This is a genomic window from Candidatus Pelagibacter sp. HIMB1636, from assembly GCF_052047675.1.
GTDB lineage: Bacteria > Pseudomonadota > Alphaproteobacteria > Pelagibacterales > Pelagibacteraceae > Pelagibacter.
On the sequence record NZ_JBNAJP010000001.1, the window covers coordinates 791,045 to 814,269 of the forward strand.

The following is a 23,225-nucleotide window of genomic DNA, read 5'->3' on the forward strand; positions in this document are numbered from 1 at the left end:
ATGAAGAAATTAATTATTTTGAGTTTATTTTTGTTTTCTAAAACATTTGCCTTTGAAAATCCTAAAATTGATTTTGGAAATTTTTCTTTAAATAAATATGAAATTACTATCCAAGAATTTAAAAATTATGCCAAAAAAAATAATTTAATCACTGAAGCAGAGAAAACTGGTGGTGGATATGAATGGGGTGCTGGTTGGGAAAAAAGAGCTGGTTGGACATATAAAACCCCGTACGGTGAAAATCCTGATAGTGAATTAGAACCAGCGGTACATGTTAGTAGATACGAAGCTGAGGATTACTGTAAATCAATAGATGGTAGACTGCCCTCTTTTGATGAATGGTCTTACGCTGCATATCAGCAAGTATTTAATTCTTCAGAGTTTGAAAAAGGCAAAGTCTATAAATACCCAAGTGGGGATGAAGCAAAAAATATGAATTCTCAAGGATTATTAAATTATGACAAACATTTTGATGTAACTAAACTACCAGAAGGAATTAATGGTTTAGTTGCAATGGGAGGAAATGTTTGGGAATGGATAGACGATCAAAAAAATGACAATTCATTAACAGCTGGTGCATCATGGTGGTATGAAGGTTCTAAAACTTCTAAAAGTGGAGCGCAATACAAACCATCTAATTTCTATGCAATTTATGTTGGTTTTAGATGTGCTTTTGATTAAAATTTTATTTTAAAATTAAATCTTCAAATGAAAAATAATTTAAAATTAGGAGTTATAGGTATCGATCATGGTCATATCTTTGACATGTTGGACGAAATGTTAAAAGAAGGATGTAATTGTGAGTTCTTTTGGACAGAAGGTGATCCATTAACCTTGAAAGAGTTTAATTCAAAATATCCAAATATTAAAAGAAAAGAAAATAAGGAAGAAATATTAAATGATCCATCAATTGATATGATTTTAATATCTTCTATTCCTAAAGATAGAGCTCATAATTCAATAGAAGCTTTAAAAGCTGGAAAAGATGTAATGGTCGATAAACCTGGTTGCACTACATTAGATCAATTAAACAAGCTTAAACAAACAGTAAAAGAAAATGGAAAAATATGGTCAGTTAATTTTTCAGAAAGATTTCATGTTGCAGCTGTTGCTAAAGCTGAAGAATTAGTTAACGAGGGAAAAATTGGTAAAATAAAGCAAACAATTGGAACAGGTCCACACAGACAAGGCAACTATGAAAGACCTGATTGGTTTTATGATCGAGAAAGTTATGGTGGAATAATTACTGATATAGGCTCACATCAAATTCATCAATTTTTAGTATTTACAAATTCAAATGAAGCAAAAATTAATCATGCTCTTGTAGAAAACACTACTAAGAAGGAAAAGCCTGGTTTTCAAGATTTTGGAGAAGTTAATCTAACTGGTAATGGTGGACATGGTTACGTTAGATTAGATTGGTTTACTCCAGATGCACTTCCAACATGGGGAGATGGAAGATTATTAATCCTTGGGGATAAAGGCTATATAGAAATAAGAAAATATACAGATTTAACAAAATCAGAAAAAGGTAATCATTTATATTTAGCTAATAATGAAGAAGTTAAATACATCGATTGCTCTGATGTTAAGCTTCCCTACTTTAGAAATTTAATTAATGATGTAATCAACAGAACTGAAACTGCTTGCTCACAGAAATTAACTTATCTTTCAATGGAACTTGCAATAAAAGCACAATTACAAGCTGAAAGTAAATGAAGAAATATCAAGTAGCAATTATTGGAACCAACATAGGTGCTAAGCACTATGAAGATTTCCAAAAAGTTAAAGAAAGATTTAATGTTCACACTTTATGTGGGCTTACAAGAGAAGCAATTGATAACATTTTATCAAATGACACTGATACAAAAGTATCACTCAACTTTGATGAAGTATTAAAAGTAAAAGAAATAGATATCATTGATATATGTCTTCCACCCCACTTACATTTTTCAGCGTGTAAAAAAGCTATGGAAGCTGGAAAGCATGTAATTTGTGAAAAGCCATTAGTATCAAGTCTTAAAGAAGTCGATGAATTACAAAAGATCAGTAAAGAAACGGGTAAAATTATTTTTCCTGTTTTCCAATATCGATATGGTTTAGGATTTTCAAAATTAAAAGCATTAATAAAATCTGGTTTAGCAGGAAAATCATTGGTTGCTTCATTAGAAACTCATTGGAATAGAGGAAAAGATTATTATTCAAAACCTTGGAGAGGAACTTGGGAAGGAGAACAAGGTGGAGCTATATTAAGTCATTCAATACACATTCATGACTTAGTAAGCATGATCTTAGGTCCAGTTTTAAATGTATTTGCTAAATTATCAACGAGAGTAAATGATATTGAAGTTGAAGATTGTGCAGCTTTATCAATTGAAATGGAAAATGGAACTTTAGTTACAAGCTCAATTACACTTGGAGCTGCAAACGATACAAGCAGACTTCGATTTTGTTTTGAAGGATTAACAGCAGAATCTGGAGCATCTCCGAATAAACCATACAGTCCAGCGGATGATGAGTGGCATTTCTTACCAAGATCACCTGTTACTCAAGCTCAAATAGATGAGGTGTTATCAAAAGTAAATGAGCCTCAATCTTGGTATGCAGGTATGTTTGATGAAATTGCAAATAAATTAGATGGATCTGCTAGTGATGAAGTAACTTTATCAGATGCTAGAAAATCTTTAGAATTTGTTACTGCTGTCTACGATTCTTCTAGACAAAATAAAAACATTAAACTTCCAATAGATAAAGATAATCCACTTTATCATTCATGGTTACCAAATAATTCATGATAAACTTTGAGCTCAATGAGAGTTTAATTGAAGAATTTAATAATAATGGTTATCTGATTTTAGATAACTTTTTAGATTTAAATTACATAGATGATCTTAGAAATAAATTTGAGCCTTTATTTAAAGGTAATTTTGAAACAGGAATTGAGCCAGATGAATGGAACTGGAAATTTGGTAAAGATCCTGAAGATGTTACTCGTCAAATCTGTAATGCTTGGAAAGCAGATCATTTAATAAAAAAAGTAGTTTGTCATAAAATAATTGGTGAAGTTTGCTCTCGTTTAATGAACTGGCAAGGTGCAAGATTAGTTCAGGATAATGTTTTATGGAAACCACCTGGAGGAAAAACCTTAGGATTTCATCAAGACGCTGCTTATGATGATTGGCTTATTCCACAAACAATGATGACTTGCTGGATGTCATTAGATGACACTTCAAAAGAAAATGGAACATTAGAGTATATTAAAGGCTCTCATAAATGGGGTCTTCAACCTCCTAAAGGAGAATTTCACTCCCCTGAAGATTATAAAAAAGAATTAAATATTTTTGCTGAAAAAAATAATAAACAAATAGAAGTTTCTTATGTAGAAGTACCAGCTGGTGGTGTTTCATTTCACCATGGCTTTACCTGGCATGGATCAGGAATAAACACTTCAAGCAATAACCGAAGAGCAATTGTTTCTCATTGTGTTCCAAGTAATGCTAAGTTTCACCCAACAAATGAAGGTGGAACAGCTAAGACTTATAAAAAATATAAAAAAGAAAATAGTGATTTGTTAGATGAAGAATACTTTCCTCTTTTATGGGAAAGTAATTCTATTTAGATCCATCAAACCTATCTTCATCCTTTTTAGTTGGATTGTAAGTAGGTGATGTTTCAAATTGTTCTTCACATTTAATATCAATATAAGGTGCTTTTGATCTTGTAAAAATCTCACCTGATACTCCAAACCAAAAACTTGGTGGATCAAATGTTGCAGCAGCAATAGCTGTTAAACCTTTTAAAGCAGGTGCTGATATTGTCCAATAAACACTGGTTCCACATTTTTTACAAAAATTTGTTTCAAAAGTATTTCCACTTTCAGTTACAAATTTGTATTGATTATAATTTTGTGAATGATGTTTTACATTTTCTTCTTTAAACCAAGCACCAACACCAAAAGGACTTCCTGATCTTAGTTGGCAGTATCTACAGTGACAAACTCTGGCTCTTTCTGGATTACCGGTTGTTTCATATCTGTTGTCTCCACAAGCACAGCCACCTTGATGAATTTCTTTATCTGACATAATTAAAGACTATAGTATTTTAATAACTTAATTCAAATAGGATCTTAGTTGCAATTACTAAAATCAATTTGATTAGTAGTATTCATATTTTTTTTCCTTCTTTTTATATCTGTCAGAATGAATATTAACATAATTACCCTGCTCATAAGCATTACACCAAAAAACACGTCTTTGTTCTCTAACAAGTGCAGCACGATTACGTTCTACTCTCTCCTTTTCTTTCATTTCCTCTTGCTGTTTTTCCCTAAGTGCTTGCTCTTCTTGTTTTCTAGCAATTGCTTCTTCTTTTAATTGTTTATCCAATTCTTCAGGGCTTAATTTAGATTGAGGAGGTACATATGCATTTACAGGAGTAATTACTTGTTTCTCCTTTATATATTTCTTAGGAAGTTTTCTTCCTATCATTGAATAATATTTTTCAGGATCCTCATCCTTTATTTTTGCACCATGTACACTTAGATAGTTCTTAACTTCTTTGTTAACTAAAGAGTTATAATTTACCTTAATCTTCCCCAAGCTCCTTTTTCTTGAGGAAGATTTTATTGATCTTGCGCCTTTATATTTTCTCATTTTGAACCTCTCTTTTTTTGCATTTTCTTCAGTATTTCTAAGAGCTTGAAATACTTAGAGAGCAGCCGGTCCTCTATGGTGTTTAATTTTAAAATAGCACTCCCTTGATCACAGTCTCTTGCAAATGCTAGACCTGTTTTACGAATGATAGAATTAGCAGATACAACAACTCCTTTTTCTCTAGCATCTTCAATAAAATCAGCTACTTTATCTTTGTATTCTTGACCTTCGTATTCCAGCATCTCATGATTAAATATACCTGCTTCAATAATAGGGATTCGTCGAAGACGAATTGCTACATCAATCATTTTGGTAACAATAAACTCTTCTTGAACATCAATAGGTTTTAAATAATCAATTAACCGATTGATAAAGTTTTGAAGATCTTCAAGTTTTTCTCCAATGACTATATGCTTTTCTGCATCAAGTCCGTGTTGGATTGCATTTTTACTGACCATTAACTTTCCAAGTTTAGTTTTTGGTCCAGTAGATTTCTTAGCGTTTCTTCTATTTGCTAAGAGTTGTTTTTTACTTATTTTTTTAGCCATAATAATCCTCCTGATTTAGCTAAATTGCAGATGCGATCCTGCTTTCGCTAACTCACCAGAATATGGCTTTAATTAAGAGTGCATGGGAAACGCCCAAGACGATCTTTTTTATAAAGACAACCTATTATATCACAATTAATTATATAGGATCAATACCCTCAAAAAGACTCTAAACACTCATTAATTTAATAATTTAGTTTTGGTAGTTGACCATTATTTGGAGGTCTAGCGGGACACACTTCTTCACACTACCTGACACTACTTCACACTAATTACGCAGATAATTGAAAATTAATTAAAAAAAATTCGCATACAGACTCATCAATATAAGTAACAAACTAGTGTCCAGACTAGAGACTTTTGAGATAATTCAAATACTTTAAAAGTGAATGTTATAGGTGTATTTGCAAGTGTAACTAATTTGACCAAATTTTATTAATTGTATTGTTAAGTCTATTGTTGAAATTATTCAATAATTGTTTGTTATTATTTATGAATTTAATTTCATTTTCAATTCTATTTACTTCTTGTTTTTGAATTTCAATAGATGGGATATGTAATTTTAAATATCTAAGTTTTTCTTGTGATAAGTTTGAAATATTTACTTTATTTCCATAACCAATAATTTTATTTCTAATTTTACTATTCATTAAGTAATAACAAAGAAACTTTGGTAAAATAATTTTTGTATTAGGAATTATTCTAATAACAAAACCCGTAAATACTGCTTCAAAACCATAATCATCTACAATACCAGGAAAACCTATTCTGCTTGAAGTTCCTGAAGAGCGAACTAAAAGTATGTCATTCTTATTAACTTTGTATCTTTCAATTTCATTTCTTGGTGCTTTGATTTCACCCATTTCTTTAACTATAATTTCTCCAAGATTATCCTTAATACAAGTTACGCCTATAGTTTTAACAATTTCACCTTTTTGCTCTTTTGAAAAATTCATACCATTTTGAAATTTTATTACTAATTTGTCTAATTCAAATCTTTCCCACTTAGTATCAATATTAATTGAAGGTTTATAATTTTCTATAACTTGTTCACACCCATCAATAATTTTTTGGTAATCATTTAATTCCTCAATTATTTGAATTTGAGTATCCATATTAGGAACTGGAATTTTAAAATTTCGAAAATTTCTTGGATAAACGTGTTTTTGAGCAACACCTTCTTGCATTTCATAAATGTTTTTTTGTTTAAATTTTAAAATATAATACAAAAACTTATCATCTAGTTTCTTTGAATTAGATTTAATTGTAAATGCATCGCTCACAAATATAGGTTCATTATGGGAACTTATATATCCAGCATCACCAGAACTACTTATTGTAATTGTAAAACCCTGTCTGTTAGATTTTGAATGATAGTAAGAGATTTTTTTACCACCAGCAATCACAGGTATTCTTCCTGGTTTTGCAGTTTTTTTTGTAATTGTTTCTCCTCTTTCAAATTCTACTAATTCATTAATGTTAATAAGTTCGTAAGATGAATTATTTTCTTTAATATCAATATATTGGTTAATATCTAATGAGTAATCTTCAGTAATTATTTTTTTCTTTTTAATTTTCTTTATCAGAGGATTATTAAATTTAGATTTTTTAAACTCATCTATTATTATAGGTAAATCATTCTCATCAATCCTTTTTCTATTTGCGCCTAAATCAAAACCGTCATTATTAATTTTAATAAAAATTATATTCTCTGTTTTTTTTGATTTTTCTTTGTCTAAAATAAAAATTGACGTTTTAACACCAGAGTAGGGATTAAATATTCCTTCAGGTAACGAAATTATCGCTGTAAGTGATGTATCTATCAAATTTTTTCTTAATTGTTTATATGCATTACCTCTTTGAAATATAATTCCCTCTGGCACAATTATACCTGCACGACCATTTGGTTTTAAATGCTCATTGATGTAATCAATAAACAAAACTTCTGCTTTAGTAGATTTAACTCCAAATCTATTATGAGGAGTTATTCCACCTTTTGGAGAAAAGAATGGAGGATTAGCAAGTATTACATCATAGTATTCATTCCATCTATCTTCACTTGAAAGTGTATCGTACTCATTTATTTTAGGATTAGTAAATTTATGTAAGTACATATTTACTAATGACATTTTCACCATATCAGGAGAAATGTCATAACCATTTAAGTTTTCACCAATTTTTTTTCTATCTGATGCAGTCAGTCCATCTCCTAAATTCTTCTTAGTATTTTGTTTTAAAATATGTTTGTAAGAACTAATTAAAAATCCTGCAGTACCACAAGCAGGGTCTAATATAGTTTCATTTTTTTGTGGATTTACTATCTCAACAATAAAATCAATGATATGTCTTGGTGTTCTAAATTGACCTGCATCACCTTGTGAACCCATAAAAGATAATAAGTATTCAAATGCATCGCCAAGTTTTTCTGAATGAGAGTAATTAAATTCATTAATTTCTTTTAAAAACATATTCAATGTTGATGGGTCTTTAAATGGAAGAAATGAGTTTTTAAAAATCTCCCTAAATAATTCAGGAAGATTTTCATTATTGTACATTTTTTCAATTGCATCTTTATAGAGTTCAAATCTATCTGAACCAGATGTTTTTGAATTCATTAAGTTCTTCCAACAATATTTTTCAAACTTTCCAGAAAAGTATGATTTCTTTCCACCTAATGATACTGATTGCTCATCCATATCATTCATAAACTTATAAATTAGACCATTTGTGATTTGTTCAACTTGTGCTTTTGGGTCAGGTAACTTACCAACCAATATCTGTCTTAAGGTATTAATTCTCTTTTTGGTTACATCATCAAGCATCAAGAAATCTTTCTAAATTAATATTTTCTTTAATATATTTTGGAATTTTGTTTATAAAATCTTTAGGTATTTTAAAAAAGAATTCACCAGAAGGTTCATTATTTAATTCTGAATAATTACCAGAGTCCACTTTTTCTCTAAAATTTTTATCAGTTGCGTATGCTTCAAAGACTTGTTTTATTGCATAAAAAGAATTTTCATCTGGTCTATATTTGTCATCAAATTTATCAAATTCTTCATCAATGATTTCCTCTTTATTCTTAATTTTTTTAATAAAACCAAACATATATAGTAATAATTCTTTTATTGAGATGTTTACATCTAATCCTAATGATAATCTTAGATTGTCAAGAGTACGAGATTTATTAAAATATTTTTCTTTTAGATAACTTTCTGCATCACTAAAGTTTTGACTTTCAACCATATCATATAATATTTTGTAAGATGCTTTGTCTTTAAGAATATCTTCTTTTAAAGATTTATATAAATCTCTATCTATCCTCATTCCTGCAGGTGAAATATTTATTACTTCTGTATTTTGAACTGGGTCTTTGTTTAAATTAAACACTTCACCAACTGGTGGATCAGTAGTGTCTCCTGGTCCATCTGTAATTGTTCCACCTTCTCTAGGGAGATTTAGTACTTTGTCATAATTAAAGTCTTCCTCAAAATACTTGTAATTTTTAAAGTAATCAAAAAGTAAGAAAGTTGTTTTTTTAGAGTTTATAGATTTTGGTATTTGATTTTTATCTTTCCAGCACTCTTTAAAGTCAAACAATCTTGTTCCTCTACCTTTCATTTGAATAAATTCAGTTGGTGAAAACACAGGTCTGAATAAACAAATATTTAATAAATCCTTACAATCATACCCTGTAGTCATCATTCCTACGGTAACACAAACTCTTGCTTTAGATGTTTTGTAATATTCATTAATAAGTGAGTTTCCTCTTAAGTTATTATTCTTGTCAGTAAATTGTATTGTCATTTGTTGTGGATCGGGTTTTTCAACATTTGAAGTTACCTGTATTGCAAAATCTGATTGATATAGACCTTCAAATTCTTCATCTGCGACTTTATTTAAAATTGTTGTAATTTTTTCAGCGTGTTTTTGCGAAACACAAAATATTAAAGTTTTTCCAATTTCATTTGTAAAAGGGTCTCTAAGAGCATCTTTCATAAATGCTTTGCAGAAAGACAAATTTGTTTCATCAGACTTAAATTTTCTTTCATAATCTTTTTTGAAAAAAGTTTGCTCCTCTACATCCTTTCCCTCTGCATCGACACCTTTGAATGACAATCCCTCTTTACTCATAATGTCTGCTGACAATCCTGTTTCAATATCTATTACAGTAGGATTAGTTAAATATTTGTCTCTCACACCATCAGTTAAAGTATATCTGAAAGTCGGTTCTCCATCATAACATCCAAATATAGAATATGTATCTAACATTAGTCTTCTCTCTAATTGTTTAGGGTCAGTAATTGACATATCATCAGCATCTACTGATTTTAAAAAATCTCTTGGTGTTGCTGTGAGACCTAATTTAAAACCAATAAAATATTCAAAAACATTTCTACTACTTGCACCTAAACTTCTATGTGCCTCGTCTGAAATTACTAAATCAAAACTATTTGGTTTAAATATTCTTTTGTATTTGTAGTTTTTAGTAAATGATTGAACGGTTGAAACAACAATATCTGATTGTTCCCAATCCCTTTTTTTTTCTTTCCAAATTGTTGTTGTATAATCATTACTTAAAATATAATTAATTTCTTTTTGTGCTTGTGTTTCAAGTTCTAGTCTATCAACTAAAAATAATACTCTTTTGACATTATATAATCTTAAAAACATTTTGATGATAGCAGCAGATGTAGTTGTTTTACCTGTTCCAGTTGCCATCTCTAAAAGAAATCTATCACTACCTTCTTTGATTTTTTTTTGAATTTTTTTAACTGCCTCTAATTGGTACGGTCTTAAAAATGTAAGATAGTTTTTTTCAATAAATTCATCTCTTTTACTTTCATTTTTGTAATCTGGATTAATTTTATAATCTTTAAATTGTGTAAGTGTTAAGTAGTCACTATTTATTCCGTCATCTTCATCATCATCTCTAGGTGGATTAAAAACTTCTACTCTCATCTCTAATTCTTGTTGAGACGGAAATTTTTCAATGATGAAAGGATTGCCTTGATTTAAATCCCATAAGAAATGAGTGATACCATTTGATAAAATTATAAATCTACATTTTAATGAATTTGCGTAATCTCTTGCTTGTTCTTTACCTGATAGAGGAGATTTTAGTCTATTCTTTGCTTCTATTACACAAAGGTGTTTTTTACTTGAATTAAGCAAAACATAGTCTGCTCTACCAAATTCATTTTTAGTTTCTGTTTTGACATTTACATCGATGTCATCTACATAACCAGGTAATCTCCAATCTGCCTCTCTTAGCAGTTTTTCAATTATTATTCTTGCATCTGTCTCTTGCGAATTCATAAAATTTTTTATAGGATTTTATAGGACAACTAGTGTCCAGACTAGAGACTTTCGAGATAAAACAAGAAACGAGATGGTGTGAATAAAGAAAACGCAAGTAAGCTTTGGAAAATTATTCAGGAAGCTGGCGATTATTTGGTGGGGCAATTACCTGACCATCCAAATCACCCTAAAGGAAGAAACCCCTATGCTCATGTTGCTATTTGTGTGAAAAGCAAATTCAATGCAAGTTACAAGGATATTCCTGACGAACAATTTGATGAAGTTATAAAGTATATTGAGTTTTTAAAAGAAAATCCTAGTTAGCTTTAATTGTATTTAACAATTCATCAACATCGCTATCTTTAGTATTCCAAGCAGCAACCAATCTTACCGCTTTTCCGTCTAACTCTTCTTCATTCATCTTGTAACCATTTGAGTTTAGATGTTCTATCTTTTCTCTTGGAAATTTTGCAAAAACTTCATTTGCTTCTGTTGGATAAGCAATTTCAATATCATTATGTTTGCTTAAACCATCACTTAATTTTTTACCCATTGCATTTGCATGTTTTGCGTTTCTTAGCCAAACATCATTTGAAATGTAGGCATCTAATTGAGCAGATACAAAACGCATTTTAGATAACAAGTGCCCTGCTCTTTTCATTAAAAAAGCAATGTCCCCTACTAATTCTTTCTTAAAAAATATAATTGCTTCAGCTGCTAAACATCCATTTTTAGTTGCTCCAAATGACAATACATCGACCCCTGACTTCCAAGTCATTTCAGCAGGAGTTGCACCTAAGGATACCAATGCATTAGCAAATCTAGCACCATCCATATGTAAATTTAGATTATGTTTGTGAGTAATTTCTGCAATTTTTTTAATTTCATCTAGTTGATAAACTTCACCTGTTTCACACACTTGAGTAATGCTAACTGATGAAGGTTGAGTGTGATGAACAATACCTTTTCCACCAATAGATTGATGTAATTCTTCTGCAGTTATTTTTCCCATTATTCCACTTAAAGGGATTAATTTTCCACCTCCTGTATAAAATTCAGGTGCACCACATTCGTCAGTATTAATATGGGACATTTTATGACAATAAATATTTCCGTATGAAGGTGTCATCGTAGATAAAGCCAAAGCATTAGCAGCTGTACCTGAAGCAGTTGGAAAAACAATTACATCTTTTTCAAATATTTCAGAAAACTTATCTTGTAATTCAGTTGATAGAGGATCATTTCCATAAGGAGTACTATCTCCTTCATTTGCTTTTATGATTGCTTCTAATACTTCAGGGCAAGCACCCGCAACATTATCGGAAGCGAATTTAACTCGCTCTCTTTTTGTTTTTATTTTTGCCATTGTTATTGTTTTGGAAAATAATCTTTTAAAGTACCTTCTCTATATACATCTGCTGTACAACAATGAAGTCCTCCACCAAAAGCATAAGCATCTCTAAGTTCTACTGGTACTACTTCCATTCCCAATTTATCTAACTGCTCAGCTTGATAAGTTTCACTTTTCTCAACACAAACTGTTTTAGGATCTAAAACTAAAACATTCATTGATAACCAAGTTGAAGAATAGCAAAGTGGTGGTGGTTCGTTGTGAGCTGGTTGAGCGCTATCAACAATTTCCCAGCCATTATCTTCAAAAAGTTTTCTTTGTTCTTTTGGCAATCTTCTTTGAGGATTGTTGATAATTAAACCTTCTTTTATTGGGGTAAAAGTTGCATCAATGTGAATAGGATATGGATCTCCTGGAAAATTTACTGCGTGTACTCTATGGTCTTTGTAATGTCTCTTTAGCCAATCAATTCCTTTTAAATTAGTTGTAAATCCATGTTGCACAACCAAATCTTTTCCAAATCTCAATACATCTGCTGCATCAAACAATGGCTCTTCTTCAGTAGTTACAAAGTATTTTTTCTCAGTCCACTCTAATCTTTTTTGAACACCAATTTTATCTGATAAATAATCTTTTCTATAATCTGCATCTGTTAGTCTTGGCTTTGGTGCAGACTCGTGTCTCATGTTAGGATCTTGATTGTAATAATCTTTAAGTAATGGTCGGTAACATAGATATTCAAACCAACGACATCTATAACTCATTGTTGCTTCTAAAATTTCATTACCTACAGTTAACAAAACATCTCTTGGAGGCATACAACCAAACATAGTTTCTGCTTCCCAATCGGGTGTTGATGTCTTTTGATTAAAATCAATTGGTGTTGGTCGATCAACTTTAATGCCTCTTTTTTGAAGCATGTTTGAAAAGTTGTCTAATAATTCATTTGCTTTATCGACAGTATCTTTGGTTCTTGGACCAAACTGTCCTCGCATATCACTATCTTCAGGAACTTTTGCATCTAATGCTGGCTCTGGTGCTGGAATACAAGTACCATCCGCTCTTCCAACAATAACATGTTTTAACGGATCCCACTCATTCCAACTATTAACAATAGTTTTATTCTCACTCATAAAGACTAGTTTTTTATAATATTATGTTCAGGCCCGAAAGGAAATTTTGTAATATTTTCTGCTCTATCTTTACCAATTACTAAAATATCATGTTCTCTATATCCACCAGCACCAGGATTGCCTTCTGGTATCATTATCATTGGCTCCATAGACACCACCATATTTTCTTCAAGAACAGTATCAATATCTTCTCTTAATTCTAAACCAGCTTCTCTTCCATAAAAGTGTGAAAGCATACCAAATGAATGACCGTAACCAAATGTTCGGTACTGAAGGTAACCAAGTTCAGCAAATAATTCGTTTAGCTCATGACAAATGTCTGAACATTTAACACCTGGTTTAATTAATTCTAATCCACGCTTGTGTACTTTGACATTTGCTTCCCAAGCTTTAAGTGAGGCATCATCTGCGTGATCTAAAAACAAAGTTCTCTCTAGAGCAGTGTAATATCCTGAGATCATTGGAAAAGTATTTAAAGATAAAATATCTCCTTTAACTAATTTTCTATTAGTCTTTGGATTGTGAGCTCCATCTGTATTGATACCAGATTGAAACCATACCCAGGTGTCCATGTACTCTGCACCTGGATAACTTTTAACAATCTCCCTTTCCATTCTATCTCTTGCTGCTATTGCTACTTCGATCTCCGTGTTATCTTCTCTAATATTTTTAGCTATTTCTTCACCACCAATGTCGGCAATCCTTGCGCCATTTCGAATAATCTCAATTTCTTCATCAGATTTAATCATTCTAAGTTTCATTAGATCTTTTGAAACATCACTAAATACAGAGAAAGTAAATATAGAACCTATTTTTTCTCTCATATCTAAAGTGACATGATCATTTTCAATTCCAATATTTTTTGGAGGTTCATCTCTTCCAATAATTGATACAATTGCTCTTAAAAAATTATCTCTCTTCCAATCAGTATAAATAACATTATCACAATGCGATCTACGCCATGGTTGGCTTGCATCAATATTAGCTGAAATTGTTGAAATTTTATCTTGAGTAATCACACACCCGTATGGTCTTCCAAAAGAACAATAAATAAAACCTGTGTAATACGCAACGTTATGCATGGATGTTAAAATAATCATATCAAGACCATTTTGTTCCATTACTGATCTAAGTTTACTTACTCGATCGTTATATTCTTTATCTGTAAATGGTAATTTTACTTTTTCACCATTTTTAAGTTCAAAAAAATCTGGTCGTTCCATAATAATTTAATTTAAGGCTATGTAGCGTTTATTCCATCTCATAATTAAACTGTAGTAGAATAAAGATACAAACAGAAAAAAACCTCCAATAATTGTATTTGTTGATGGCACTTCATTAATTCCTAAAATTGGTAACCAAACCCAAAATATTCCACCCACAACTTCTGTTAAAGATAACAATGTTAACTCAGCAGCTGGAATAGCTTTTGAACCAATTGAATACAAAATTAAACCTGAACAAACTAAAAATCCATGTAGTGAAAATAATGAACTATTATAACTCGTGGCAAAGAATGCTTGTCCAGTAGACAAAATCATAATTGATGCAAACACAAAACAAAAGAAACCAGCAAAAGCAACTGTTGTAAATTTAGGAGTTTCCTTTCTCCATCTTAATGAAACTGAAAATACGGAAAAACCTATAGATGAAGTTAGTCCAAACACAAAACCAATTAAAGATTTCTCACCAGTATTACCAATTGCCATTATCAATATACCAGCTGAAGCAATTATAATTGATATCCAAACATTAAGTGAAATTCGTTCTCTAAGAAATAAAAATGCCAAAAGAGCTGTGAAAAAAGGCATTGCAGCCAAACAAAGTAAAGTAACAGCGGCACTGGTGTTTGTTATCGAATAAATAAACGTGATCATTGCAACTCCAAGACCAGAGCCACCAACAATTCCTGATAATCCTATTTTTAGGTAATTTTTATAAAAGTTTTTTCCTTCTTCAAAATATAGGTAGAGATTAAGTAGAATAAAAATAGTTAAACCTCTTCCAAATATATACTGCCAAGGAACAAGATTAGGACTATCCATATATCTCACTACCAAAGGTCCAAATGACCATAAAATACCCGCAAAAAGTACAATTGGGACAGCAAGTTTTGGATTTCTTAACTCTAACATTTGTAGAAATCTAATTCTAAAAAGATTTTTCTACAACAAAAATACGTTTCTAAATCAAAGTTTGATTAGAGTGATTGGGGAAAAAACAATCTAAGATGTCCCCTTTTTTAAATTTTGATTTCCCTGCTGGCAACAAAGACCAAATGTTTGATTTAACAAAAGATTTAACTCTAAAAGACTCTTGCCCTTGTAAAATCTCAACTTCTATTTTTCCATTTTTAGTTGTGCTTAGTTTGCTTTTTGCAAACCTTGTAAAATTCTGTTTTTTTGAAAAGCTATTTTTTAAAGTTGCCCTAATAGGCTGTTCTTCACTTAGCCCTAAAATATTTTCCATAAAGGGGATAACAAAAAATCTAAAGCAAGCAGATGATGACATTGGATTTCCTGGAAGACCAAAGATTGCTTTTTGTTTTCCTTTAATTTTAGCAAATAAAATTGGTTTTCCTGGTCGGATTGCTACACTTTTAAAATAATTGGATAATTTATAGGTTTTAACAACACTTGGAATATAGTCATATTTTCCAGCAGAAACAGCGCCTGATGTAATCAATATATCGGTATCACTACTTACAAGTTTTTTAATTTGAGATTTATAAATATTTTGATGGTTGTCTCTAAGTATTCCACCATTTTTAAAATTGAATAAAAAGTTTTCTTTAAGATTTTTGATATAATGACTATTAGAGTTTCTAACTTTCCAATTTGGTACATTGTCTTGATCGGTAATTTCATTTCCAGTTGAAAAAAATAAAATATTAATTTTCTTTTTAACTTTAATCTTTTTTATCCCCAAAGTTTTAAATGCTAAAATATGATTTGGTTGAATAATTTTGTTTTTTTTGACAACAACCTCACCTTTTTTAAAATCTGAACCTGCAAATCTTACATGATTAAACTTTTTAATTTTTTGATTAACTAAAATGTATTTTTTATTATTTTTATTTGGATAAAAAATAATTTGTTCTATTGGGATAATTGTATCAAAACCTTTTGGAATTATACCACCTGTCATTATTTCAACAGCATCATATTTTTTAATTTTTTTATTTAATGATTTTGTTCCTGCTGCAATGGATCCAATTATTCTAAATTGTTTTGGTGAATTTTTCTTAATTCCATTGGTATCTTTCGATTTAATTGCAAATCCATCAAATGCAGCATTATCTCCTGCTGGATAATTGATCTTTGAATAAATATTATCTGAAATCACTCTGTTAAGAGAGTTTTCACTTAATATAGTTTCATCTTTAATTTTAATTTTTGCTTTTTTTAAAATTTTTCTAGATTGATCGTAACTAATCATTTTTTTAATAATTCTTTAGCTTGTTCTAAATCTTCTTTTGTATTGATATTAAAGAAAGGATCTTGATTTGGAAACTCCATATTAATTGTTTTAACTCCAATACTATTAGCCCACAATTCAACTTTCCGAGCTCCTTTTTCTAGATCATTTTCTAATTGATCTAATAAATTCATCGACCATAAGCCAAAGATGTTATGCCTAGTATTGTTTGATTTTATAAAAAATAAACTGCTTTCATTTTCATCAATTTGATTAATGAATTGCTCTAAAATTTCTTTTTTAAAGAAGGGAGTATCTACTGGAAAAGTTGCTATCCATTGATAGTTTTTATTATGATCTTTGACCCATTTCATTGCTGACAGAACTCCACCTAAAGGGCCAAGATCTTTTTTAATATCTGCAATTAGTGAAATTTTATCTGAATTAGTAAATTTAATTGAATTATTAGATACTATTAATACTTCTTTAAATTCATCAATTATTTCTGCCAAAATGTAATCGATTAATATTTTATCAGCTAGCAATATCTGAGATTTGTCTTCACCAAACCTTTGTGACTTACCGCCTGCTAGCACTGTTCCTAAAATATTGTTATGTTCCATGAATAAAATATAAAACATTCAAAGTTGAATTAAAGAAATTAAATGGATTTAAGAATTTTAGAAATCGCGTCTCACACAGAAAATAATAAAGTTTTAGAAAACTTTACTCACAAATCAAAAAACAAAAATCCAATTTGTGGTGATGAGATGGAAATAAGCTTAATTGTCAAAGATGACGTTGTAAAAGATATGGGTTATCAGTGTAAATCTTGTATTTATTGCCAAGCATCTGTCAGCTTATTATCTAGGAAAATTAAGGATAAAAACTTAAAGGAAATAAAAGATTTTGTTACAGCTGGTGAAAAATTGTTTGAAGATGTTAAAGTAAGTCTAGAAAAACACTGGAAAGATTTTAAAGAAATTTTAGATAAAAAAAATCTTTCAAGAAAAGAATGTTTGCTTTTACCTTTAAGAACAATTGTTAAAGCATTAAAAATTTAAATGATAAAAATCACAAAACCATTATTGCAAAAAGCATTGATTGCAGGTTTTTTTTCAACAATCACTATAGGATTACTTACAGTATTAACTTATAAAAGTACTCTTGGATATTTTATTGCAGCATCATTTGGCTCATCCATGGTTTTATTGTTTGGATTTCCTGAAAGTCCTTTTGCTCAACCAAAAAATGTTTTCTTTGGACATTTGTTAACTGCTTTAGTGGGGGTATTATTTGTTAATTTTATTCCACTTCCAATTTATATGAGTATTGCATTTGCAGTAGGTATTGGAGTGTTCTTAATGATTTTATTAAATGTTGTTCATCCTCCTGCGGGAGGAAACCCAATAATTGTTATTATTGGAAGTGCTTCTTATGACTATTTAATTAATCCAATTATATTTGGATGTATCATAATTTTGTTACTCGCAATCATAATCAATAAATATTTATTGCAAAAAAACTATCCTTTAAAATAATTATGAATTCAAAATATAAAGTTTTAAAGTATTCATCTAATAATTTTAAAGATGTTGAAGATTTAGTTTCTATTGAAGAACCATTAGAGATTTCTTTAAAGTACAAAGAAAAAGATAATTGGGTTGAGCAAACTTTATCGATTACGATGAGAACCCCTGGTAATGATGAAGATCTTGTAAGAGGATTTTTATTTAATGAACAAATTGTAAAAAGTTTAAATGATATCGATAGCATTGAAAGTTATGGAGACAAAGTTGGTCAATATAAAATTCAAAATAAAATATTAGCAACACTTAATAATTCAGAAAATGTTAATATATCAAAAATTAAAAGAGATTTTTTAACCAACTCATCTTGTGGTGTTTGTGGGAAATCTTCATTGGATGCGCTCGAGATAATTAAAACTACAAAGACAAATGCCTCAGAACCTAAAATTTCAAAAGATGTAATTATTCAATCACCTGATATTTTAAGAGAAGGTCAGTCTGAATTCAGCAAAACTGGTGGTATCCATGCAAGTGGTCTATTTAATAGTGATGGAAAATTGATAGCTCTAAGAGAAGATGTTGGAAGACACAACGCTTTAGACAAACTGATTGGCTGTGCTTTGGAGAAAAACCAATTTGATCCAAAAGACCAATTTATTACGTGTTCTGGGAGACTTAATTTTGAGCTAGTTCAGAAGGTTTTAATGACAGATATTGGGATTATGATCGGGGTTGGTGCGCCAACAAGTCTTGCTATCGATTTAGCTAATAAGTTTGACATTACCCTCATAGGTTTCGTAAAGAGGGACAGTTTTAATATTTACACAAATAACAAAAAAGTTAAGGTGGAATAATAATAAAAGGGAAATTGTGTCAAAAAATATAAGTAATTTATCTGGAAGAATAGGCTTAAAAGAAAACCTATTTAAGCAAATTTCAGAGAACACATTAAGTGAAAACCCTCAAGATATTAAAGAAATTGCAAAAAAACATAATCTAGGAGTTTCAACACTTCATGGTGCAGAATCTTTTTATGAATTTTTAAGACCTTCACACAGAGAAAAAAAAGCTTTCGTTTGTAATGGTAGTGCATGCATGTGTGCAGGTACGCAAGACAAACTAAAAGATAAATTAAAAGAAAAATTAGGTGATGACAAAGTTGGAGAAATGTTTTGTCTGGGTCATTGTTATGAAAATCATGCATTTCACTATGATGGCGAAAATTATGCTGGGAAAGATATTGAAAAGATTGATCAAATTTTAAAAGGTGAAGAAATTAAACAAGAAAAGTTTTTTTCTAAAAGTTATGCAACAACAAGTTTTTTAATGGATGATAAATTATCATCAACAGATCAATTCAAAGAACAGTTAAGTAAATTTTTAAAAATAGATAAAAAAGAAATAGTAAAATCATTATTAGACTCAAACCTTACAGGAAGAGGTGGCGCAGGTTTTCCAACAGGAATGAAATGGGATTTCTGCAGTAAAGCAAAAGGTGATAAAAAATATGTTATCTGCAATGCAGACGAAGGTGACTCAGGAGCTTTTTCAGACAGATACCTGTTAGAAGATCAACCATTAAAAGTTATTTTTGGAATGGTGCTTTGTGGATTTGTAATTGGAAGTGATGAAGGAGTTTTATACATCAGAGGTGAGTATCCAAAATCGATTGAAGCGATCAATGGATGTATTAATGAACTTAAAAAATTAAATCTATTAGGTGAAAATATTTTAGGGACAGATTTTTCTTTTGATCTTGGAATTTGTATCGGTCAAGGTGCATATATTTGTGGAGAAGAAACAGCTTTGATAGCTTCTATTGAAGGAAGAAGAGCTGAAGTAGATGTAAGACCTCCCTTCCCTGTAACAGAAGGGTTGTATAAAAAACCAACTGTAGTTAACAATGTTGAAACTTTAGCAGCTGCAACTGGAATTTTATTAAATGGATCAGAAAAATTTTCTTCAGTTGGAAACAAAAAGTCAGCTGGAACAAAATTAGTTTGCTTGGATAGTTTCTTTAATAATCCAGGTGTTTATGAAATTGATATGGGAACACCAATGAAAAAAATATTTAATGAAATTGGTGGTGGATACAAAGAACCTGTTAAAGCTTTTCAAATAGGAGGTCCTTTAGGTGGAGTTGTTCCGTTAAGTGAAATAGAAAATTTAAATTTAGATTTTCAAGAGTTTACTGCAAAAGGTTTTATGCTAGGTCACGCAAGTGTAGTTAGTATTCCAAAAGATTTTCCAATGGCTGAATACATTCATCATTTATTTGAATTTTCTGCAGAAGAATCTTGTGGAAAATGTTTTCCTGGAAGACTTGGATCTTACAGGGGAAAAGAAATGTTTGATCAAGCTAAGAAGAAAACAGCTAAAATTCCTTTAAAATTACTAGAAGAGTTGTTGGTTACTATGCAAAAAGGCTGCTTATGTGCTCTATGTGGAGCAATCCCAACTCCTATTCAAAACATCCTAAAATACTTTGGCGATGAAATGAAAAATGATATGGTGAAAGATAATTAATGAGCTCAGAGAAAAGAAAAATTGCATATATTGATGGAAAACCTTACGAAATAGGTCCTAATCATACATCTATTTTAAAGTTTGTTAAAAGCTATGTTGGTGAAAAAAAGGTGCCAACTTTATGTGATGATCCTAATTTAGCACCATATGGAGCTTGCAGAGTTTGTTCTGTTGAAGTTGCTTTAGAAAAAGACGGACCAACTAGAGTAGTTGCATCTTGTCATACACCTGTTGCAGAAAACCAGCACATATTCACTTCAAACGAAGCATTAACAAGCCTTAGAAAAAATATTGTTGAATTAGTTTTAACTGATCACCCAATGGAATGTGATACTTGTGAAGTAAACAATAACTGTGAACTTCAAACAGTTGCAAATGATTTAGGTGTTGCTGATCATAGATACAATAGTCCTAAGCAACATAAAGGAATTCCAAGAGATACTTCTCATGATTACATGAGAATGAATTTAGATAACTGTATTAACTGCGGAAGATGTGTCAGAGCATGTGATGAAATTCAAGGATCATTTGTTTTAACAATGAGTGGTAGAGGATTTGAGTCTAGAATTACAACAGACGACGATATGATGTTTGGAGATAGTTCTTGTGTGTCATGTGGAGCTTGTGCTCATACATGTCCAACGGATGCAATTTCAGATGTATTCCAATCTAAATCTGCAGCTGTAGATAAAAAAGTTAGAACAACTTGTTCGTACTGTGGTGTTGGTTGTAACTTAGAAGCATCAATCAAAGATGATAAGGTAGTTGCAATAGACACTCCTAAGCAAACAGAAGTAAACGCTGGTCACACTTGTATTAAGGGGAGATACGCATTTAGTTTTTATGAACACCCTGACAGATTAAAAACTCCATTGATTAAAAGAAATGGAAAGTTTGAAGAAGCAAGTTGGGATGAAGCGTATGACTTTATCAAAAAAGAAATGAATAGAATTACAAAAGAAAATGGACCAGATGCTTTTGCTGGAATTTCTTCTGCAAGATGTACAAACGAAGAAAACTATGTTTTCCAAAAAATGATTAGAGCGGCTGTTGGAACTAACAGTGTAGATTGTTGTGCAAGAATTTGTCATTCGCCTACAGCTTGGGGTATGCAACAAACATTTGGAACAGGTGCTGCAACTAACTCAACAGAAGATATTTATCATGCAGATTTATTTTTAGTGATTGGTGCAAACCCAACCAATGCTCACCCCGTAACAGGAGCAAAAATTAAACAGCAAGTGATGAAAGGTAAAAAATTAATTGTCCTTGATCCAGTAACAACTGAATTAGCTAAACTTGCAGATTATCACATCAAACTTAGACCTGGAACTAACGTTGCGGTTCTAAATATGATGTTACACTTTATTATTAAATCTAAACTTTATAATGCTGACTTTGTAAGAGATAGAACAGAAGGTTTTGATAATTTCTTAAAAGAAATTGAAAGACAGGATGTTGATCAATTAGCAAAAGTTGCTGGTGTTGATAAACAACTAGTTAAAGAAGCTGCAATTGCTTACGCAACAGCAAGAAATTCAATGGAGTTCCATGGATTAGGAGTTACTGAACACGAACAAGGTTCTAAAACTGTGATGTTGATTGCTGATTTAGCAATGATTACAGGAAATATTGGAAGAAAAGGTGTTGGTGTAAATCCACTTAGAGGCCAAAATAATGTACAAGGTGCTGCGGATATGGGATGTCAGCCTCACCAAGGTGCAGGTTATTTTGAAGTAGCAGATGAAAACAATCAAAAATTTTATACTGAAAAATATGGTGTAACTCATCCTACTAAACCAGGTTTAAAAATTCCTCAAATGTTTGAGGCTGCAATCAGTAAAGAACTAAAAGGTTTATGGATTATTGGTGAAGATATAGTTCAAACAGATCCAAATAGTGCACATGTTATTGAAGCAATGAACTCATTAGAGCTATTAGTGGTTCAAGAAATATTTATGAGTGAAACTGCAAAACTTGCAACTGTAGTTTTACCTGGAACTACATTCTTAGAAAAAGATGGAACTTTTACAAATACTGAAAGAAGAATTCAAAGAGTTAATAGAGCAGTTCCTCCATTACCAGGTACAAAACCAGATGGACTAATTGTAACTGAGATGATGCAAAAATTAGGTTTTGATCAACCATCTTATGATGCAGATCAAGTATTAGCAGAGATTGCTGATGTGGTACCATTCTTTAAAGGTGTTACTAGAGAGAGACTTGGTAAATTAGGATTACAATGGCCAGTAAAAGAAGATGGTACAGATACACAAATTCTACACACAGAAACATTTAAACTTGGAAAAGGAAGATTGAAAAACTTTGATTGGAAAGAATCTAGTGAGATAGAAGCTAATCAAAAAGATTATCCATTAATTTTAACTACAAGTAGAGTTTTACAACATTACAATGCAGCAACAATGACAAGAAGAACAAAAAACATAAACATTGTTGATGAAGACGTTTTACTAATTCATCCTAAAGATGCAGCTCATAGAGATTTAAATACAGGTGATATTGGAAGATTATATTCTGGAAGAGGAGAAGTTGCTTTAAAAGTTGAAGTAACAGATAAAGTGAAGGAAGGAATTGTATTTACAACATTCCACTTCCCTGAACACATGGTCAATATGGTAACTGGTCATGGAAAAGATGAGGAAACAATGTGTGCTGAATACAAAGTTTCATCAGTTGAAGTTCAAAAAATTTCTAATCAATTTAAAACAGAAGTTAAACCAAAAGAACATCAAGCTGAAGTTAGTTAA

The 23,225-nt window shown here is 30.7% G+C and carries 21 protein-coding genes; 10 read left to right on the forward strand and 11 right to left on the reverse strand.

Annotated elements, in window-relative coordinates:
- Genes ACTTA6_RS04245 through ACTTA6_RS04260 form a run of 4 tightly spaced genes read left to right on the forward strand, consistent with a single transcriptional unit; the run spans position 1 to position 3,619 of the window.
- On the forward strand, positions 1–681 hold the full coding sequence (locus ACTTA6_RS04245; RefSeq protein WP_440614661.1) for a formylglycine-generating enzyme family protein: 681 nt from the start codon (positions 1–3) through the stop codon (positions 679–681).
- Between the two features lie 27 nt (positions 682–708).
- Entirely contained in the window at positions 709–1,719 is a 1,011-nt protein-coding gene (locus ACTTA6_RS04250) for a Gfo/Idh/MocA family protein (RefSeq protein WP_440614662.1), read from the forward strand.
- A complete protein-coding gene (locus ACTTA6_RS04255) occupies positions 1,716–2,795 on the forward strand; it encodes a Gfo/Idh/MocA family protein (protein ID WP_440614663.1) in 1,080 nt (359 codons plus the stop codon). The genes ACTTA6_RS04250 and ACTTA6_RS04255 overlap by 4 nt, the downstream gene beginning before the upstream one ends.
- A complete protein-coding gene (locus ACTTA6_RS04260) occupies positions 2,792–3,619 on the forward strand; it encodes a phytanoyl-CoA dioxygenase family protein (RefSeq protein WP_440614664.1) in 828 nt (275 codons plus the stop codon). The genes ACTTA6_RS04255 and ACTTA6_RS04260 overlap by 4 nt, the downstream gene beginning before the upstream one ends.
- On the opposite strand, the gene ACTTA6_RS04265 is transcribed toward ACTTA6_RS04260, so the two are convergent.
- From ACTTA6_RS04265 to ACTTA6_RS04285, 5 genes are all read right to left on the reverse strand, one after another.
- Positions 3,612–4,082, reverse strand: coding sequence for a GFA family protein (locus tag ACTTA6_RS04265; protein ID WP_440614665.1), 471 nt, complete (start codon positions 4,080–4,082; stop codon positions 3,612–3,614). The genes ACTTA6_RS04260 and ACTTA6_RS04265 overlap by 8 nt on opposite strands.
- 72 nt (positions 4,083–4,154) lie before the next feature.
- Positions 4,155–4,652: a hypothetical protein gene (locus ACTTA6_RS04270; RefSeq protein WP_440613961.1), complete on the reverse strand. Its 498-nt coding sequence runs from the start codon at positions 4,650–4,652 to the stop codon at positions 4,155–4,157.
- Entirely contained in the window at positions 4,649–5,200 is a 552-nt protein-coding gene (locus tag ACTTA6_RS04275) for a hypothetical protein (RefSeq protein WP_440613960.1), read from the reverse strand. The genes ACTTA6_RS04270 and ACTTA6_RS04275 overlap by 4 nt, the downstream gene beginning before the upstream one ends.
- Positions 5,201–5,616: 416 nt before the next feature.
- Entirely contained in the window at positions 5,617–8,022 is a 2,406-nt protein-coding gene (locus tag ACTTA6_RS04280) for an N-6 DNA methylase (RefSeq protein ID WP_440613959.1), read from the reverse strand.
- Positions 8,015–10,519 carry a DEAD/DEAH box helicase family protein gene (locus ACTTA6_RS04285; protein ID WP_440613958.1) on the reverse strand — a complete coding sequence of 835 codons (2,505 nt, stop codon included), beginning with the start codon at positions 10,517–10,519 and terminating at the stop codon, positions 8,015–8,017. The genes ACTTA6_RS04280 and ACTTA6_RS04285 overlap by 8 nt, the downstream gene beginning before the upstream one ends.
- A 78-nt stretch (positions 10,520–10,597) precedes the next feature.
- Here ACTTA6_RS04285 and ACTTA6_RS04290 point away from each other — a divergent pair, with 78 nt between their 5' ends.
- A complete protein-coding gene (locus tag ACTTA6_RS04290; protein WP_262589584.1) occupies positions 10,598–10,825 on the forward strand; it encodes a hypothetical protein in 228 nt (75 codons plus the stop codon).
- Here ACTTA6_RS04290 and ACTTA6_RS04295 read toward each other — a convergent pair.
- The 6 genes from ACTTA6_RS04295 to mobA are packed head-to-tail and all read right to left on the reverse strand — an operon-like array spanning position 10,818 to position 17,043.
- Positions 10,818–11,867: a threonine aldolase family protein gene (locus ACTTA6_RS04295; protein ID WP_440613957.1), complete on the reverse strand. Its 1,050-nt coding sequence runs from the start codon at positions 11,865–11,867 to the stop codon at positions 10,818–10,820. The genes ACTTA6_RS04290 and ACTTA6_RS04295 overlap by 8 nt on opposite strands.
- Before the next feature lie 2 nt (positions 11,868–11,869).
- A complete protein-coding gene (locus tag ACTTA6_RS04300) occupies positions 11,870–12,985 on the reverse strand; it encodes a serine/threonine protein kinase (protein ID WP_440614666.1) in 1,116 nt (371 codons plus the stop codon).
- Between the two features lie 5 nt (positions 12,986–12,990).
- Positions 12,991–14,208: an aminopeptidase P family protein gene (locus ACTTA6_RS04305; RefSeq protein WP_440613955.1), complete on the reverse strand. Its 1,218-nt coding sequence runs from the start codon at positions 14,206–14,208 to the stop codon at positions 12,991–12,993.
- Positions 14,209–14,214: 6 nt separating this feature from the next.
- Positions 14,215–15,120, reverse strand: a complete 906-nt coding sequence (locus ACTTA6_RS04310) for a DMT family transporter (protein WP_440613954.1) — start codon at positions 15,118–15,120, stop codon at positions 14,215–14,217.
- A 49-nt stretch (positions 15,121–15,169) separates the two neighbouring features.
- Positions 15,170–16,423, reverse strand: a complete 1,254-nt coding sequence (locus ACTTA6_RS04315) for a molybdopterin molybdotransferase MoeA (protein ID WP_440613953.1) — start codon at positions 16,421–16,423, stop codon at positions 15,170–15,172.
- Complete coding sequence (gene mobA, locus ACTTA6_RS04320) at positions 16,420–17,043, reverse strand: molybdenum cofactor guanylyltransferase (RefSeq protein WP_440613952.1); 624 nt, start codon at positions 17,041–17,043, stop codon at positions 16,420–16,422. Before mobA ends, ACTTA6_RS04315 begins: the two co-directional genes overlap by 4 nt.
- Positions 17,044–17,067: 24 nt before the next feature.
- Here mobA and ACTTA6_RS04325 point away from each other — a divergent pair, with 24 nt between their 5' ends.
- Genes ACTTA6_RS04325 through fdhF form a run of 5 tightly spaced genes read left to right on the forward strand, consistent with a single transcriptional unit; the run spans position 17,068 to position 23,225 of the window.
- On the forward strand, positions 17,068–17,466 hold the full coding sequence (locus ACTTA6_RS04325) for an iron-sulfur cluster assembly scaffold protein (protein ID WP_440613951.1): 399 nt from the start codon (positions 17,068–17,070) through the stop codon (positions 17,464–17,466).
- The gene (locus ACTTA6_RS04330; RefSeq protein WP_440613950.1) at positions 17,467–17,943 is read left to right on the forward strand and encodes an HPP family protein; all 477 of its coding nucleotides are present in this window, start codon (positions 17,467–17,469) and stop codon (positions 17,941–17,943) included.
- Between the two features lie 2 nt (positions 17,944–17,945).
- Positions 17,946–18,785 carry a formate dehydrogenase accessory sulfurtransferase FdhD gene (gene fdhD / locus ACTTA6_RS04335; protein WP_440613949.1) on the forward strand — a complete coding sequence of 280 codons (840 nt, stop codon included), beginning with the start codon at positions 17,946–17,948 and terminating at the stop codon, positions 18,783–18,785.
- Positions 18,786–18,801: 16 nt separating this feature from the next.
- Entirely contained in the window at positions 18,802–20,457 is a 1,656-nt protein-coding gene (locus ACTTA6_RS04340; RefSeq protein ID WP_440613948.1) for an NADH-ubiquinone oxidoreductase-F iron-sulfur binding region domain-containing protein, read from the forward strand.
- Positions 20,457–23,225, forward strand: coding sequence for a formate dehydrogenase subunit alpha (gene fdhF, locus ACTTA6_RS04345; RefSeq protein ID WP_440613947.1), 2,769 nt, complete (start codon positions 20,457–20,459; stop codon positions 23,223–23,225). Before ACTTA6_RS04340 ends, fdhF begins: the two co-directional genes overlap by 1 nt.

Bases quoted from the DNA above. Each gene is read 5' to 3' on its own strand.
- ACTTA6_RS04245 (WP_440614661.1), top strand. From the start codon at position 1: ATGAAGAAATTAATTATTTTGAGTTTATTTTTGTTTTCTAAAACATTT.
- ACTTA6_RS04250 (WP_440614662.1), top strand. From the start codon at position 709: ATGAAAAATAATTTAAAATTAGGAGTTATAGGTATCGATCATGGTCAT.
- ACTTA6_RS04255 (WP_440614663.1), top strand. From the start codon at position 1,716: ATGAAGAAATATCAAGTAGCAATTATTGGAACCAACATAGGTGCTAAG.
- ACTTA6_RS04260 (WP_440614664.1), top strand. From the start codon at position 2,792: ATGATAAACTTTGAGCTCAATGAGAGTTTAATTGAAGAATTTAATAAT.
- ACTTA6_RS04265 (WP_440614665.1), bottom strand. From the start codon at position 4,082: ATGTCAGATAAAGAAATTCATCAAGGTGGCTGTGCTTGTGGAGACAAC.
- ACTTA6_RS04270 (WP_440613961.1), bottom strand. From the start codon at position 4,652: ATGAGAAAATATAAAGGCGCAAGATCAATAAAATCTTCCTCAAGAAAA.
- ACTTA6_RS04275 (WP_440613960.1), bottom strand. From the start codon at position 5,200: ATGGCTAAAAAAATAAGTAAAAAACAACTCTTAGCAAATAGAAGAAAC.
- ACTTA6_RS04280 (WP_440613959.1), bottom strand. From the start codon at position 8,022: ATGCTTGATGATGTAACCAAAAAGAGAATTAATACCTTAAGACAGATA.
- ACTTA6_RS04285 (WP_440613958.1), bottom strand. From the start codon at position 10,519: ATGAATTCGCAAGAGACAGATGCAAGAATAATAATTGAAAAACTGCTA.
- ACTTA6_RS04295 (WP_440613957.1), bottom strand. From the start codon at position 11,867: ATGGCAAAAATAAAAACAAAAAGAGAGCGAGTTAAATTCGCTTCCGAT.
- ACTTA6_RS04300 (WP_440614666.1), bottom strand. From the start codon at position 12,985: ATGAGTGAGAATAAAACTATTGTTAATAGTTGGAATGAGTGGGATCCG.
- ACTTA6_RS04305 (WP_440613955.1), bottom strand. From the start codon at position 14,208: ATGGAACGACCAGATTTTTTTGAACTTAAAAATGGTGAAAAAGTAAAA.
- ACTTA6_RS04310 (WP_440613954.1), bottom strand. From the start codon at position 15,120: ATGTTAGAGTTAAGAAATCCAAAACTTGCTGTCCCAATTGTACTTTTT.
- ACTTA6_RS04315 (WP_440613953.1), bottom strand. From the start codon at position 16,423: ATGATTAGTTACGATCAATCTAGAAAAATTTTAAAAAAAGCAAAAATT.
- mobA (WP_440613952.1), bottom strand. From the start codon at position 17,043: ATGTTTTATATTTTATTCATGGAACATAACAATATTTTAGGAACAGTG.
- ACTTA6_RS04325 (WP_440613951.1), top strand. From the start codon at position 17,068: ATGGATTTAAGAATTTTAGAAATCGCGTCTCACACAGAAAATAATAAA.
- ACTTA6_RS04330 (WP_440613950.1), top strand. From the start codon at position 17,467: ATGATAAAAATCACAAAACCATTATTGCAAAAAGCATTGATTGCAGGT.
- fdhD (WP_440613949.1), top strand. From the start codon at position 17,946: ATGAATTCAAAATATAAAGTTTTAAAGTATTCATCTAATAATTTTAAA.
- fdhF (WP_440613947.1), top strand. From the start codon at position 20,457: ATGAGCTCAGAGAAAAGAAAAATTGCATATATTGATGGAAAACCTTAC.